This is a genomic window from Arcanobacterium wilhelmae, from assembly GCF_029632765.1.
In the GTDB taxonomy this organism is placed as follows: domain Bacteria; phylum Actinomycetota; class Actinomycetes; order Actinomycetales; family Actinomycetaceae; genus Arcanobacterium; species Arcanobacterium wilhelmae.
The window spans coordinates 1,891,105-1,905,207 of sequence record NZ_CP121247.1 but is presented as its reverse complement, the minus strand read 5'-3'; the positions used below and the strand labels follow the sequence as shown (position 1 = coordinate 1,905,207).

At 60.9% G+C, this 14,103-nt stretch carries 13 protein-coding genes and 1 pseudogene; 12 read left to right on the top strand and 2 right to left on the bottom strand.

Annotation, left to right across the window (positions count from 1 at the left end; genetic code table 11):
- Positions 1 to 5: 5 nt before the first annotated feature.
- The 10 genes from P8A24_RS08375 (at position 6) to P8A24_RS08330 (ending at position 10,226) form a co-directional block, all read left to right on the top strand.
- Positions 6 to 728 carry an FHA domain-containing protein gene (locus tag P8A24_RS08375; protein ID WP_278058282.1) on the top strand — a complete coding sequence of 241 codons (723 nt, stop codon included), beginning with the start codon at positions 6 to 8 and terminating at the stop codon, positions 726 to 728.
- A gap of 185 nt (positions 729 to 913) precedes the next feature.
- Entirely contained in the window at positions 914 to 1,612 is a 699-nt protein-coding gene (locus tag P8A24_RS08370; RefSeq protein ID WP_278058280.1) for a TetR/AcrR family transcriptional regulator, read from the top strand.
- Complete coding sequence (hrpB, locus tag P8A24_RS08365; protein ID WP_278058278.1) at positions 1,546 to 4,176, top strand: ATP-dependent helicase HrpB; 2,631 nt, start codon at positions 1,546 to 1,548, stop codon at positions 4,174 to 4,176. The genes P8A24_RS08370 and hrpB overlap by 67 nt, the downstream gene beginning before the upstream one ends.
- 266 nt (positions 4,177 to 4,442) lie before the next feature.
- Positions 4,443 to 4,661: a hypothetical protein gene (locus P8A24_RS08360; RefSeq protein ID WP_278058276.1), complete on the top strand. Its 219-nt coding sequence runs from the start codon at positions 4,443 to 4,445 to the stop codon at positions 4,659 to 4,661.
- Positions 4,658 to 5,692: an SGNH/GDSL hydrolase family protein gene (locus P8A24_RS08355; protein WP_278058274.1), complete on the top strand. Its 1,035-nt coding sequence runs from the start codon at positions 4,658 to 4,660 to the stop codon at positions 5,690 to 5,692. The genes P8A24_RS08360 and P8A24_RS08355 overlap by 4 nt, the downstream gene beginning before the upstream one ends.
- Before the next feature lie 310 nt (positions 5,693 to 6,002).
- Positions 6,003 to 6,410 (top strand): iron chaperone, encoded by a 408-nt coding sequence (locus P8A24_RS08350; protein ID WP_278058272.1) that lies wholly within the window; start codon positions 6,003 to 6,005, stop codon positions 6,408 to 6,410.
- Positions 6,411 to 6,656: 246 nt separating this feature from the next.
- Positions 6,657 to 6,929: a type II toxin-antitoxin system Phd/YefM family antitoxin gene (locus P8A24_RS08345; RefSeq protein ID WP_278058270.1), complete on the top strand. Its 273-nt coding sequence runs from the start codon at positions 6,657 to 6,659 to the stop codon at positions 6,927 to 6,929.
- 476 nt (positions 6,930 to 7,405) lie between these two features.
- On the top strand, positions 7,406 to 8,053 hold the full coding sequence (locus tag P8A24_RS08340) for an HAD-IA family hydrolase (protein WP_278058268.1): 648 nt from the start codon (positions 7,406 to 7,408) through the stop codon (positions 8,051 to 8,053).
- Positions 8,043 to 9,377, top strand: a complete 1,335-nt coding sequence (locus P8A24_RS08335; protein ID WP_278058266.1) for a class I SAM-dependent methyltransferase — start codon at positions 8,043 to 8,045, stop codon at positions 9,375 to 9,377. Before P8A24_RS08340 ends, P8A24_RS08335 begins: the two co-directional genes overlap by 11 nt.
- An 18-nt stretch (positions 9,378 to 9,395) precedes the next feature.
- Positions 9,396 to 10,226, top strand: a complete 831-nt coding sequence (locus tag P8A24_RS08330; RefSeq protein ID WP_278058264.1) for a Fic family protein — start codon at positions 9,396 to 9,398, stop codon at positions 10,224 to 10,226.
- Positions 10,227 to 10,286: 60 nt separating this feature from the next.
- Here P8A24_RS08330 and P8A24_RS08325 read toward each other — a convergent pair whose 3' ends face one another.
- Positions 10,287 to 10,397 carry a methionine/alanine import family NSS transporter small subunit gene (locus tag P8A24_RS08325; RefSeq protein ID WP_278058262.1) on the bottom strand — a complete coding sequence of 37 codons (111 nt, stop codon included), beginning with the start codon at positions 10,395 to 10,397 and terminating at the stop codon, positions 10,287 to 10,289.
- A 1-nt stretch (position 10,398) separates the two neighbouring features.
- Positions 10,399 to 12,059: pseudogene (locus tag P8A24_RS08320) on the bottom strand (sodium-dependent transporter).
- A gap of 231 nt (positions 12,060 to 12,290) precedes the next feature.
- Here P8A24_RS08320 and P8A24_RS08315 point away from each other — a divergent pair.
- Both P8A24_RS08315 and P8A24_RS08310 read left to right on the top strand, forming a co-directional pair.
- Positions 12,291 to 13,427, top strand: coding sequence for an amidase domain-containing protein (locus tag P8A24_RS08315; RefSeq protein ID WP_278058260.1), 1,137 nt, complete (start codon positions 12,291 to 12,293; stop codon positions 13,425 to 13,427).
- Positions 13,412 to 14,029 carry a hypothetical protein gene (locus tag P8A24_RS08310; protein ID WP_278058258.1) on the top strand — a complete coding sequence of 206 codons (618 nt, stop codon included), beginning with the start codon at positions 13,412 to 13,414 and terminating at the stop codon, positions 14,027 to 14,029. The genes P8A24_RS08315 and P8A24_RS08310 overlap by 16 nt, the downstream gene beginning before the upstream one ends.
- Positions 14,030 to 14,103 lie beyond the last annotated feature (74 nt).

The following is a 14,103-nucleotide window of genomic DNA, read 5'->3' as shown; positions in this document are numbered from 1 at the left end:
ATGGAATGCACACTCGTCCATCTCTGGAAATCGACTTCGCCGGGGAGTATTACCACGTCACCCCCGGGCAAGTCTTCGTGATCGGGCGTGTCGGCGATCTCGCGATCGACGACAATCCGTTCCTCCACCGCCACTTCCTCGAACTGTCCTACCAGGACGGCCTGTGGTGGGTTGCCAACGTTGGTTCACGTATCGCAGTGACCGTGGCGGAATCATCCGGGCAAATGCAATCGTGGGTTGGGCCCGGCACGCGCCTGCCGCTCGTCATGCAGAACATGTCCCTCGTGTTCACGGCCGGCCCCACCACCTACGAAATTGATCTTACGATCCCCGAATCTGTCTACCAGACCACCAACACTGGCAAGGACGAGGTCGGTCAGACCACCGTCGGGCAGGTGGCGCTCACGCCGTCGCAGAAACTCCTGATCGTGGCGCTTGCCGAGCCGTGGCTCACCCGCATCGGTACCGGCGCGTCCGACATTCCGACGTCGGCCGCAGCCGCCGCGCGCCTGGGCTGGACTCAAACCAAGTTCAACCGCAAACTCGATAACGTGTGTGACAAACTCGCCGGCATCGGCGTGCGCGGGCTGAAGAGCGATTCCACCGGAAACGCCACCCACCGGCGTTCCCGGCTCGTCGAATACGCCGTCGCCTCCCAGCTCGTTGTTCCCGACGACGTTGCCTTGCTCGACAAAGAATACGAAGCCAACACTGACACGCAGATCTAGGGCACGCCGGTTCTCGGGCGTGGGGTGCGCTGAGCGTGGACAGGGTGTTCGGGCGCCACTTTACGTACCGGCGTCGAGCGTGAATCACGCACCGGCGTCGTTAGGGTGTCCGTAGCTGGAAAGCCGCGCAGGAGCGCCGAAATTCGTATATCCTGGCTGTGTAGAAAACTGGAAAGGAGGCTATTGTGTCGCCAAAAATTGCGGCGCCGACCGTCAAAGAGCACCACGACAACATGTTCGAAAAACTCATCGATGCTGCTGAAGACGTTCTCCGCCACCACGGGGTTGCGCAACTCACCGCGGGCGCCGTAGCCCAGCGCGCCGGGATCGCGCGCAACTCGATCTATCGGTATGTCGAATCGGTTGATGATCTGCGCGAACACGTGATTTCGCGTTACATTCCGCGTTGGCAGAGCGCCGTGAGCGAGGCACTCGAAGGCGTTGAGGATCCGCGCGAATGCTTGCTCACCTACCTGCGTGTGGCGCTCGAGCTCGCCGAGGAAACAGGGCACCGCTGGCTGATCGGCGTGATGGGCTACAAGGGCGGAAAAAACGCCAAAGCTAAGGGCACTGAGGCGGCCGCGAAGGGTGCCGGTGCGAAGGGGACGGTAGCCAAGGAAGGTGGCCGCAAGCACCGCGTCCAGGGTGGCTCGCCACGCGATGTTGTGTACGGTCCGGAGGTGGTGCGCGATTTCCACAAGATGCTCGCCGATTCGATCACTGAGCCGGTGGGGAAGATGGAAGGCGTCACTCCTGCGGTAGCGGTGCCATTGCTCACCGCGCTCCTGCGGGCCGGCATGGGCGAACTCGATGAAGGATGCGAGCTTTCAGCGGTCACGCACTCGGTGCTCGCCGCGGCCGAGGCGATTATTCAGCCGGCGTGAACTCGCTCGAAAAACTCATTGCCAACCCGCCGTCGCTGCCCGTTGTGGAGGGGCTGGCGCGGATGCGTGCCACCGTGCGCAACTTCGTGGTGAGTGCGCCGCCCGGATCCGGTAAAACCACGCTGGTGCCGCCGCTGCTGAGCGCGATGGTTGCCGGGCGGGTGCTTGTTGTTTCCCCGCGCCGGATCGTGGCGCGTGCCAGCGCACGGCGTGTGGCTGCGCTCGCGGGGGAACACGTGGGTGAGAGCGTCGGCTTTCGCGTGCGCGGGGAGACGCGGGCGGGAAGCCGTGTTGAATTCGTGACCCCGGGCGTCATGTTGCGCCTCCTCATGGACGATCCTTCCCTCGAGGGCGTGGGGGCAGTGGTGATCGACGAATTCCACGAACGTGATCTCGATACTGATCTCGCGTGCGCTTTTGTGCTGGATTCGCAGGAGGTTTTCCGCGAGGATCTGCGCGTGGTGATCATGTCCGCCACCCTGAACGCGCAGCGCGTTGCCGAGCTTGTGGGCGGTGAACTCGTGGAAGTTCCCGGCGCTGTGCACGAGGTGCGCATGGAAGAACGCGTGGGGCCGCGGGCGCTCGGCGCCACGCGCAGCGGCGCGATCGTGGTGGAACGCGAATTTTTGGCACACGTTGCCGGGGTCGTTCGTGAAGCGGCAGCTGAGTTTGCGAATGACGACGCCGAAGGAGTGTCGATCCTGGTGTTTGCGCCAGGGGTGCGCGAGGTGGCCGAGATCGCGGGGATGCTGCGGTCGGTACCTGCGGTTGGGCCCAGCGGCGAGCTACCCGTGTACGAGCTACACGGTGGGCTCGATGCACGCGAACAGGATCGGGTACTGGCCGGTGGCGAGGCATGCGTGATCGTGGCGACGTCGATCGCGGAGTCTGCGCTCACTGTTCCGGGCGTGCGTGTGGTGGTCGATAGTGGGCTCTCACGCGAGCCGAGGTTCGATGCGGCGAGCGGGATCGGTGGGCTCGTGACCGTCCATGCGGATCGTGCCGCGATGATTCAGCGTGCGGGCCGTGCCGGGCGGCTCGGGCCGGGCGTGGCATATCGGTGTCTGCCGTTCGCCACCGCCGAAAGTTTCGCCCAACCGGAGATCGCGATCGCCGATGTTTCGGGTGCAGCGTTGATGGCCGCATGCTGGGGCGCGCCAGGGTTTGAGGGACTGGCGCTGATGGATCAGCCTCCGGAGGCGAATCTTGCGGCGGCGCTCGCCACGCTTCGGGCGCTCGGAGCCGTGGACGAGGAGGGGCACGCAACTGAACGTGGCCGCGCGTTTGCGCAGGTGCCGGCCTCGCCTGCGATTGCTCGCGCACTCATCGATGGTGCCTCGATGTTCGGCGGGAGGGCGGCGGCGCGGACCGCCGCCGCCCTCAGCCTCGGGGTGCGCCCGGAGGGCGCCGATCTCCCCGCAGCCCTTGCCGCGCTCGGACGCGCGGGCAAGGGCGCCCGCGTCGCAGGTGTGAATGCAGGCGAATTTGAGCGCGAAGTTGAACGGCTACTGCGCATGGTCGAACGTGGTGGGGTTGTGGCGGGTGCACTACGCCAAAATTTGGCGTACCACCCCGCCCAGGTCTCCGGTTCGTCACACGGCAACGGGTACGGCTCAGATTCTCGGGCGGACGCGGACGAGCGCGTCGCCGGAGTCCTCGCGCTCGCGAACCCGCGGTGGATTGCGCGCGCTCGCGGCGCGGGCTTTGTGGCCGCTGGCGGAACTGGAGCCATTCTCCCTACACCTTCACCGCTTGCGGGTGAGGAATGGCTGGCGATCGGTGCACTCCGCCGCGGCCAGGGCCGCGCCGACGCCATCATCGATTCCGCCGCTCCCATCAGTGCGGAACTTGCGCTGGCTGCTGGCGCGCCCATGATCGAAACACGCCTCGAAACCGCAACCGACGGTGGAAAAGTGCGTGCGTGGGAAGTGCGATCTCTTGGCACGATCGAGCTCGAGCGTCGCAGTGTCCCCGCTTCCCCGGAGATCATGCGCGAGGCGCGGCTGGCCCACATCCGGCGCACCGGCGTCGGCGAACTCCCCTGGAGCGGGGACGCGCGTGTGCTGCGCGCCCGGCTTGCCTTCCTCCACGAGGTGCTCGGGGAACCATGGCCGGACGTCTCGGACGAGGCGCTCGCCGCGAGCCTCGAGAACTGGCTGGATGTGGGCGCTGCGCGCCCCGACGTCGCCGCTGGGCTCCGCAACCTGTTGCCCTGGCCCGAGGCCGCCCAGTTTGACGAGCTCGCGCCCGAACGTATCGCAACGCCCCTCGGGGGCGCCCGGGTTTCGTACGAAACCGGCCGCCCTACCGTGCGCATGAAACTGCAGGAAGCCTTCGGGTGGACCACCGCGCCGCGAGTCGGTGGGCAGGCGGCGGTTCCCGTTACCCTCGAACTGCTCTCGCCGGCGGGACGGCCGCTCGCCGTCACATCGGACTTGGCCTCGTTCTGGGCCGGGCCATACGCGCAGGTGCGGGCCGAAATGCGCGGGCGCTACCCGCGCCACCCCTGGCCCGAAAACCCGCTCGAAGCGCAACCCACCCGGCGCGCCAAACCCCGCAAGTAGGGGGCCGCCCCGTGCTGGCGCGCCCTCCATTCCGGCGTGACCTGCTCGGTCATACCCGTACGCGCCTGGGTGGAAATTTGTGCTCCGCCTGTGGGAGTATGTCGCCAACATCGCGACGCCAGCTCCGAAAATACTGTGAGTACTAGATAAAATCTGCACCTCCCCTGTCCTGAAAATCCGGTTTTACCTGCGTAAATGCGGGGCGCTAATCTCATGCCATCGGCCACGCACGGCCAGGTAAATTTCACGACACACGGAGAACAACCATGACTCGACGCACGATGATTCGCAAGGTCGCCTCGGCAGTGCTCGCCGCGGGTTTCCTCGCCACCGGCCTCACCGCTGTCGGCGCAACCGCCGCCAATGCTGCTCCCCGCGACAAGGGCAACTACTTCACAGCGCAAGAGCTGGCAAAGTTCACTCCCCGCACGTGGCGCGAGCTGTCCAAGGAACAGCGCGACATGTACCTCCACACACACACATGAACCTCACGCTCCTCGGCGATTCCTATACCGCAGGTAACGGCGCGGGCGAATACTACCAGGCCTCGGCCTACCGCTCCGGCCGCAACTGGGGCCACGAGTTCGCGCGCATCCTCAAGAACGAGATCAACGTGGATACGGTCATCACTAACCTCGCTCACTCGGGCGACACCACGAAGGAAGTGCTCGAATACCAGGTGCCGAACATCCCCACCGACACCGACCTCGTCATGATGACGATCGGCGGCAACGACACCAACTTCAAAAAGATCGTCATGAACTGCTTCGTGCCAGGGATCCAGAGCGCAACGGGCTGCTCGAGCCAGATCAGCGACGCCCAATCGAAGATCTCGGAAGTACGCGCAAACACCACCAAGATTTTTGAAAAGGTGGCCGATCGTCTCAAGGGTCGCAAGGCCCAGCTCGTGCTGGTGTCGTACCCGCAGCTTTCCACCGACGTTCAGTACAACCTCGGCTCCTACAATGCCGCCTGGCACGTGCGCAACCTCGGCAACCTCGCGAACAAGGCGCAGGCTGAGGAAGTGGCGAAGTGGGCAAAGAACCACCCGAAGTCAAACCTTACCGTGAAGTACGTGGATGACACCGCGAAGGTGTTCGCCGGCCACGAGCCGAACCCGGAGTTCGACGCGGATAACCCCAACCGTTGGATCAACGAGTTCTCGGAGATGAACGGCCGCCGATTCTCAGCAGGTGAAGTGAACAAGGCGTACATCGATTCCGATTTCACCCTGGATCTCAACGAGTGGTACCACCCGAACCGCGAGGGCCACTTCCAGATCGCGAAGAATATTGCGAAGCACTTCGCACACTGGTCGAAGGCCGCGAAGGCTGGAAAGCTCAAGGATTACCAGGTGCCGTCGAAGCGGGTACTCGGAAACCCGGATGAATACTCGGTGTACCTGAAGCAGGCCGCGGACAATTCCGTGAAGGCAATGGAAGCTGTCGACGCAGTCCGCGGCGAGCGCACCAACTGGGACGCGCTCAAGGCTGCCTACAACCGCCTCGAGTACTGAGCGCTAGCAACGAATCGTCACTGTTGGCGTGTGGTGAGTGTGCGAACCGCCGCTAACGATCTGCCAAAGGTAGCACTGGGACGTGTTGATCGCCTGGCTCGCTGAGCTGACGGCTCACGTAGCCGTCGACGTCGGTTGTGCGTCCGACGTCGGCCGGTGCGCCACAACGGAGGTCACTACCCTCCCCGCGCAACTCACCAGTGGGTGGCTCGCGACAGCGAGCCACCCACTTTTTCGTGCACGCAATCCGGTACGCTTGCGCGAAACAGGGCGCGCCGCGCTGGGCGCCCCACAATCGAAAGGAGCGCCGATGGCTACCGTGATCGCCGATGGCCACGAGCCGGTTAGGGAATTCTTCGCCGACTGGCTCGCTACCATCCCCGTGCCCGAAAACCGTGAGCGCGCCGCGCGCATCCTCGAGTGGGTGCGCGCCGAGTTTCCCCAGCTCGGCTTCCGGTTCGCGTGGCGCCAGCCGATGTTTACCGACCATGGCACGTTCATTATTGGCTTCTCTCCGGCACGCGAACACCTCGCGTTCGCGCCCGAGAAGGAAGGGATTGAGCACTTCGCATCAGCATTCGCCCAGGCGGGGCTCACCCATGGATCGCGGTTGGCTCGTATGCGTTGGGACGCGCCCGTTCCCTGGGATCTGCTCCGGGATGTGATCGAGTTCCAGATCGCTCAAAAGGCGGGGATAACATCTTTCTGGCGCAAGTAGCGCCGACGCCGGTGCGCCGGCCCGCGTTCCCTGTCCGGTTGTGCGAGGCGCCAGCCGTGCCCCGACGTCGCCCGGCTTTCCAGCCTTGCCGTGCCGACGTCGCCCGTTGCCCCCGCCGCCTGGCCAGCCTTCCCCTGCGAACGGAATCGCATCGGCTATCTGCGGCGCTGCCGCCAGATTTGCTGACTTTTCGCTTTCGGTTGATAATAGTGTGATAGTACTTTGATAACGTGTTATCAGGAGAGAATGATGCTGACGATAAAACCCGTCTCGGATTTACGGAATCGCTACCCGGAAATTGAGCGTATTGTTCACGAAACTGGCCAGCCCGTGTTTCTCACGAAGAATGGCTACGGGTCAATGGTGCTGATGAGTCTGGAGCAGTATGCGCAGCTCACGGAGCCTCTGGAGTCGAAGCTCGATGAAGCGGATCGCCAGGCGGGCCGCACCACTGTGCGCCTCTCACACGAGGAGGTATTCGCTGCCGCGAAGGCTCGGATCCCGACGGATGCTCAATAATCACTATCGCCTCACCTATCTTCCTCTGTTTCAAGAGGATCTGAATGGCGTGCTCGATTACATCAGTGAGAACCTTTCGAGCCCGCAGGCGGCCCGCCGCTTGGTGGTGAGCGTTGAGAATGCGATCCTGAAACGAGTGCAAGCGCCTGCCTCACACCAGCCGTTACCGACGAACGATGATCGGCCGTTTCCCTACTATGCCATCGTAGTGGGGATTACGCGGTGTTGTAGGTGCTCCTTGAGGGTGTGATGGAGGTTCGTCGTTTCATCTATATGGGCCGAGATCTGCGCAGCTTGTTGGACAGTGAGAGAGGGGAATGGCGAAAGTAACGCCGACGCCGGTGCGTCAGCCGCGCCCCGACGTCGCCCGGCTTTCCGCCGCCACCTTCCTCCGGCTCCTGCCCGCCGTGCGGCCAGCCTTCCCCGGCGAGCGGAACGGTGTCGGCTCGCGCCCGCCCAGCCGGTAGACTTTCCTCATGCGAAAGATTTTGTTTGACCTGTGGGGCCTGTTCATGCAGGTGCAGTCGGAGGAGCAGAAGGTTGCCCTCGAGGAGTACGTGGAGATCGAGAAGTACGGGGTTACGCCGGAGCAGTTCCGCGCGAAGTACCGCGAGCTTCGCGAGCCGCTCGACGCGAACAAGTGGGGTTTCCCCGAGTATCTCGAGGTGATGGGCACGGATCTGGGGATGGCGTTCCCGGATATTGATGGCTTTACGCGCGCCGATTACGAGACGTGGAACCGCCCGGATCCGGAAATGGTTGCGTGGCTGGATGAGCTCACGGAGCGCGGGCTGGAGGTTGGCCTGCTGTCGAACGTGCCGATGGCAACGCTGAACATGCTGTGGGAGGATCAGCCGTGGCTGCTGAAGTTCCGTCCGCGCATTTTCTCCGCGGTGATCGGTGCGGCCAAGCCGCGCAAGGAGGCGTTCGCGATCGCGGCCGAGCTGCTGGGCGAGGAGCCGAGCAACGTGCTCTTCTTCGACGACACTGTGGAGAACGTCGAGGCGGCCCGCGCGGCCGGCTTCAACGCGCACCACTTCGTGGGTATCGAGGACGCAAAGCCAGTGCTCGAGGCGTTCCTTGCAGACGGCTCGTTGCCTGAAGGCGACGCCGGTGCGAACTGATCTGACCCGCGGGCCGATCCGCCGCGCGGCCGTGCCAACCGACGAGCTTACTCGCCTTCAGCTCCTGGATTGCGCCTACTATCGCGACGGCCTGTGTCGCTCGTGTTCGTGGATCGAACAGCCGCTCGGCGCGCAACTCCAAGCGAAGGATGCGCGCGCCCGCACGCTCATCGACGCCGCCGAATGGCTCGAACCAGTGGCGAGCGCCAAGGAAGCGTTCCGAAACAAGGTCAAACTTGTGGTGACGGGTTCGGCCCGCTTGCCGAAGCTCGGCATCCTCGGGCCGGACGGCACTGGTGTTGACCTCGCGGATTGCCCGCTACCATCGGCGGGGATCCGCACCGCGATCGAGCCGATCCGCGCGTTCATTACGCGCGCCGGGCTGGAACCGTATTCGCCGGCGTCGGACACGGGCGCCCTCAAATACGTGATCCTCGAAGAGGCGCCCACCGGAGAGCTCATGGTGCGTTTCGTGGCGCGCCGCCGCGGAGTGCAAGGCATCCTGTTCAAGCTCCGCGCCGAGCTCGAAGCCGCCCTGCCGAACATGACCGTGCTCTCGCTCAACGTGCAACCCGAGCGCAAAGCGATCATCGAAGGCGCCGAAGAAATCCTCATCTCCGAAAACGGCACACTGCCGATGCGGTTGTGGGTGGGTGAGCAATGGGCCGAACACCCTGTTGAGCTGGCACTTCGTCCGCGGTCCTTCTTCCAAACGAACACCGACATCGCTGAAGCGCTCTATACTCGCGCCGTGCAATGGCTCAGCGGCGTGGAGAGCGCCTGGGATCTGTACTGCGGCGTGGGCGGATTTTTGCTCGCTCTCGCGGCGGCCGCGAAGCGCGCGGGCACGCCGTTTAACGGCATTGGGGTAGAGACCTCCGAGGAAGCCGTCGCGTCCGGCGCGGCTGGCGCCGCCGCCCTCGGCATGAGCGAGTCGGTGCGTTTCGTTACCGCCGACGCCGGTGCGTGGGTTCGTGAGGTTAGTGCCGCGAGCAGGGCCAACGCTGAGAAGTCTGAGCCCAACGCGCCCACAGCACGCAGCCGTGGAAACAACGAAAATCGCGCGTCGGCGTCGTCGGGAACTCCGACGTCGCTGCCGGAAGCCGTGGTGGTGAACCCGCCGCGCCGCGGAATCGGCGAGCTCGCGAACTGGCTCGAGGGTTCGGGCGTGGGGCGCGTGCTGTATTCGAGCTGCAATGTCGATACTCTTGCGAAGGATCTGGCTGCGATGCCGTCGTACCGCGTGGCGAAAGCGCAGGTGCTGGACATGTTCCCGCACACCCCGCATTTTGAAACGATCGTGCTCCTCGAGCGCGTGGTGTAGAGCAGTGGGAGGTGCGGAATGAACGAAGATCCGTTTCGCGAGTATTTACGCGATGAGCCTGGCAAGCGACGCAAAGGCTACGCGTGGCAGACGGCGATTGGCTTGCAAGCCGTTGATGGGCTCACGACGTCCGAATATTTGAGGGAAACGGCCGTGCGTAGCGTTGAGGGTGAGATTACTTTCGACGAAGCCGCCGCCTTGCTCCACAGCTACTACGAGGAAAATCCTTCTAGCGAGGCTGGAGATCGCACTGAAGAAGCCGACAAAGTATCAGTGAGGATCGCCGCGCTCTTGGCCGAGGGGGCTTTTAGCTTCACCCCGAACGAGTATGTTTCCATTCACCGCAAGCTATTTGCAGGGATTTATCCGGATGCTGGGAGCTTTCGGGATTACAACATCGCGAAAAAAGAGTGGGTTCTCGGTGGTGCAACAGTGCTGTATGGTAGCGCTTCAGAGCTAGCGGCCACGTTGGAGTACGACCTTTCAGAAGAGAAAAAATTCTCTTACACAGGGATGACGATCAACGAAGTGATCGCGCATCTTGCCCAGTTTATCTCGAGTTTGTGGCAGATCCACGTGTTCAGTGAGGGGAATACGCGGACCACCGCGGTTTTCGTCATCAAGTATTTGCGCACCCTCGGGTTCGACGTGACGAACGATATTTTTGCTCACCACGCATGGTATTTCCGCAACGCTTTGGTGCGGGCAAATTACAACGATCTAAAAAACGGCGTGTATGCCACCACTAAGTTTGTGGAGCTATTTCTTGAAAATCTGCTGCTCGGAGGGGAGCATCCGCTGCGGAACCGAGAGTTGCATATCGGTTACGGGGAAGAGCCGTCAGATTAACGCCGACGTCGGGGCCCGCCTTGCGTTCGAGTGCAAGGCGGGCCCCGGCGTCGGGAATACTTAGTCCTCGTCGGACATCGGGTGGGTGTAGAGGTACACCGACGCGGCAACCAGGCCGCCCCAGATCACGCCGATCGACACGACGAGCAGTGCAACTGCAGAAGCGCCCATGTCACATCTCCTTTGCGGGGTTGAAGTTGGTGATACTGCCGTTGCGGAAGTTCTCCGCGGTGTACTTGCCGTGAGCCCCTTGCGGGGTGTCCACGATGCCTCCGGAGGCTTCCAGGCCGTGGTAGGCCACCGGGTCGAAATCGTCCACCGGCGTGCGCCACGGAATCGAAGCGAGTACAAACGAGCCGATCGCGACGGCGAAGATCAACGTCCAACCGTACTGGTAGAGGAACGATTCGGGGTAACCGCCGTACCCGTCCACGAGCAGCGAGTACAGGGTGAGCACCATGACGACGCCGAGCACGATCGGGATCACCACGTAGATTGCGGCGTCCCACCATGTGCCGAGCTTGAGGCGCGAGTTGAAGTTCAGGTGAGTGCGCAGCAGCGGCAGGCGGCGCAGAACGTAGGCGAGGAGCACGCACGTGAGGATCGCGCATGTGACGATGCCGATCTCATTGATGTACTTGTCCACCACATCCAGGGCGTTGAGGCCTCCGGTGGTCGAGAACACCGACACGGAGATCAGGCCGTCAAGGAGAACCACCAGAAGCGACGCCGTGCGGCGACCAACGTTGAACTTCTCCTGGATCGCTGCGGAGATCACCTGCGTGAGGGAAAGGATCGAGGTCAGGCCAGCAACCACGAGCGAGACGAAGAAGATCACGCCGAACAGAGGGCCGCCGGGCATTTGGGAGATGATGTTCGGGAAGGTCATGAACGACAGGCCCACGCCGGTGAGGCCTTCGAGCTTGTCCACGCCCACGCCCTGCTGGTGTGCCATGAAGCCGAGGGTGGCGAAAACGCCGATGCCTGCGAGCACTTCGAAGGAGGAGTTCGCGAAACCGGTGACCAGTGCGGTGGGCGTGATGTTGGACTTGCGCTTGAGGTAGCTTGCGTAGGTGAGCATGATGCCAAAGCCCACTGAGAGCGAGAAGAAGATCTGCGTGTAAGCGGCCAGCCACACTTGCGGGTTAGCGAGCGCTGCCCAGTTCGGGGTGAAGAGCGCGTTCAGGCCCTCCGCGGCGCCGGGTAGCGTGAGTGCGCGCACCACGAGCGCTACGAAGATCACGACGAGCACGGGGATGAAGAACTTGTTGGCGCGCTCAATGCCACCAGCAACGCCCATTGCCATGATGATGGCGACGACGGCCCAGATCGCGATTAGCGGCCAGAAGATCCCCGGAACCACCGACGTCGGCGCTCCGGGATCGGACAAGTGCAGGAAGTCTTTCACGAAGAAGCCCGTGGGGTCCTTGCCCCACGCGAGGTTCACGGAGAAGAACACGTAGCGCAGTGCCCACGCGAGAATCACCGCGTAATAGGCGGTGATGACGAAGGAGACGAGCACTTTGGCCCAGCCGATGAACTCGAAGCTGGCGCGGATACGGCGGAATACTGCCGGTGCGGAACCTTGGTAGCGCTGGCCGATCGCGTAGTCGAGAAGGAGCATGGGAAGCCGGCGGTCAGTAGTGCCACGATGTACGGAATCATGAACGCTCCGCCGCCGTTGGTAAATGCTACGCCCGGGAAACGCCAAATGTTGCCCAGGCCGATCGCCGAGCCGACTGCCGCCATGATGAATCCGAATTGACCGGTCCACTGTTCGCGGTGTGGGGCCGACGTGGACGAGGTAGACGCCTCCGTGTGGTCCTTCGCCATTGTTGTGCCTCCTTGTTTGTTAAAAGGTGAAAGCAAAACTAGCGGGATTTGGGGGCGGCGGACTAACGGTGTCCAAAAGGTGAGACGCCGGCGCGATTTCGAAAACTAGATGACCTGGATAAATGGTCTTAAAAGGGCGCGGAGTATGTTTTGCCGAAACAATTGGAGTTTTTTTGTGATTAAGTTTTCTGTTTCAATTTTATTGACAACGAAGTCGAAAGGAGTACCAAGATGATACGCAAACTAATGGCCGTAGGAGTGCTGGCGTTGATTAGTGGAAGTAGCTTATCGATGTCTCCGATCCTTACTGAGTCACAGGTACCTTCAAGGGGAAAGTCACTGATTAGTGTGATTGGTGTTAAAGATGAATATTTGAAAGATCGAATTGGATTGGAAATGGTGCGGAATAAAGGTTCCGTGGTTTTTGAGAAAAATAAATTCGATGTAGCTAGCGAGTTTCGTTACGTCGAGCCAGAGAAGGCTCTTCAACGGTTCTCTCAGGAGAACTCGGCAGTTCTATCACATTTGCAGAAGCGCTTAGAGTTACCTGAATTGGGGATACATAATGCCGACGTTTATGAACAGGCCTTGATTCCTTTCGTTACTGCGGATTCCTTTCGTGGCTCCCGTGTTGAGGCGTGGGAGTCGCGTGATGCTTCGACAGTGCTGGAGTTTGTCGGAGCATTGGAAGAGAGTTATGCGCCTTCGACATTTAAAAGTATTCTGAAACAGATGGACCGCAAACGCGTGGGACAGCCTGGCGTTCGTGAAGCGATTCATAATTTCTCCAGTACTGCACCGGCGTTGGCTGCTGAAAATTCGTATTTTGTGAGGCGAGTCCTTGCACAATCTGACCCTTATGGAATTATTCACCGTATTGATGGCGGTAGCGCAGGAGGTTATTCGATCACAAAGGCGATTAGCTACGCGGAAAGGCATGCGACAAACCCCAACCCAACATATCGTTATTTTGCTGGTAATGACTGTGCGAACTTTGTTTCGCAAATCATGAAAGCAGGGGGTTTTACTGAGAATGATCAATGGCGTTCCGGAAATGGTCGCCCCACTCGTTCTTGGTCTGTCGCAAACGATTTTGCCAATCGGTTTGGCATTACAAGGACTTGGAGCAACGCGGCGGATTTTACCAAATACGCAGCCAAGGGGTGGCCGGTTGGTTTCAAATCTGGAACCACAGTAAAGCATGTCGGGTTTGTTGTCGCGAAAGGTGGTCGGTATTACCATCAAGGGAGGTCGATCACTGATTTGAAAATTGCTCAACACTCGGGAAATTATGTGGGATGGCTGAAGAATGCAAAGCAAAATCACGCTCGAAATTGGTTGAATGTGGAGAAATGGGTAACGCCATGAAAAAGTATTATGTTTCCCTATTTGTCATTGTTGCTATTTTGGCAGCGCTGAGTATATGGTTGTTCGTCTCTAGTAAACAGCAATTAAGTATTAATAAGGAATCGGTTACTCACGCGCAATCTGACTTCGGGGGAGAGGTTGCGACAGAGGACTATGTTGTGTCTTTGGAGGGGGAATCCTTCAGGTTGCAGGGCCCCACTTACTTTAAGGATGTTGCCGAGGGCGTCCATGATGTCGTAGGTAGGTTGGAGAAAGAAATTTCCCGTGCGCAAGAGCTAACGGATCTTGGTGAACTTTCTGTAGACAACGTGTCGGCCTATATCTCACGGGTGACACCGCTTGTTACGGCGGATGTTGTTGGCGGACACCAGATTACGGCTGAGGAGAGTGCGGGATTTGCAAAGTTGCTCGACGCATTAACCTTGATCGAAGGTACTGAGAAAGCAGACGTTTTTCGCTCGGCTATCCGTGATCTTGCGTCGCGTGGTACGAGTGCAGTTACGCAAGACGATCTTGATAGATTTTCATCGGCTGCGCCTTCGGTCGCAGAGAATTTTGTGTTCATTGAAAGTCTACGTCAGAAAATGGCTGATAAGAAGTGACGAATTGTAGCTTAAGCACCAAAAATTCTGGGCCGGGCGTGTCGTCAGGACTAACCAGTGACATGCCTGGCTCA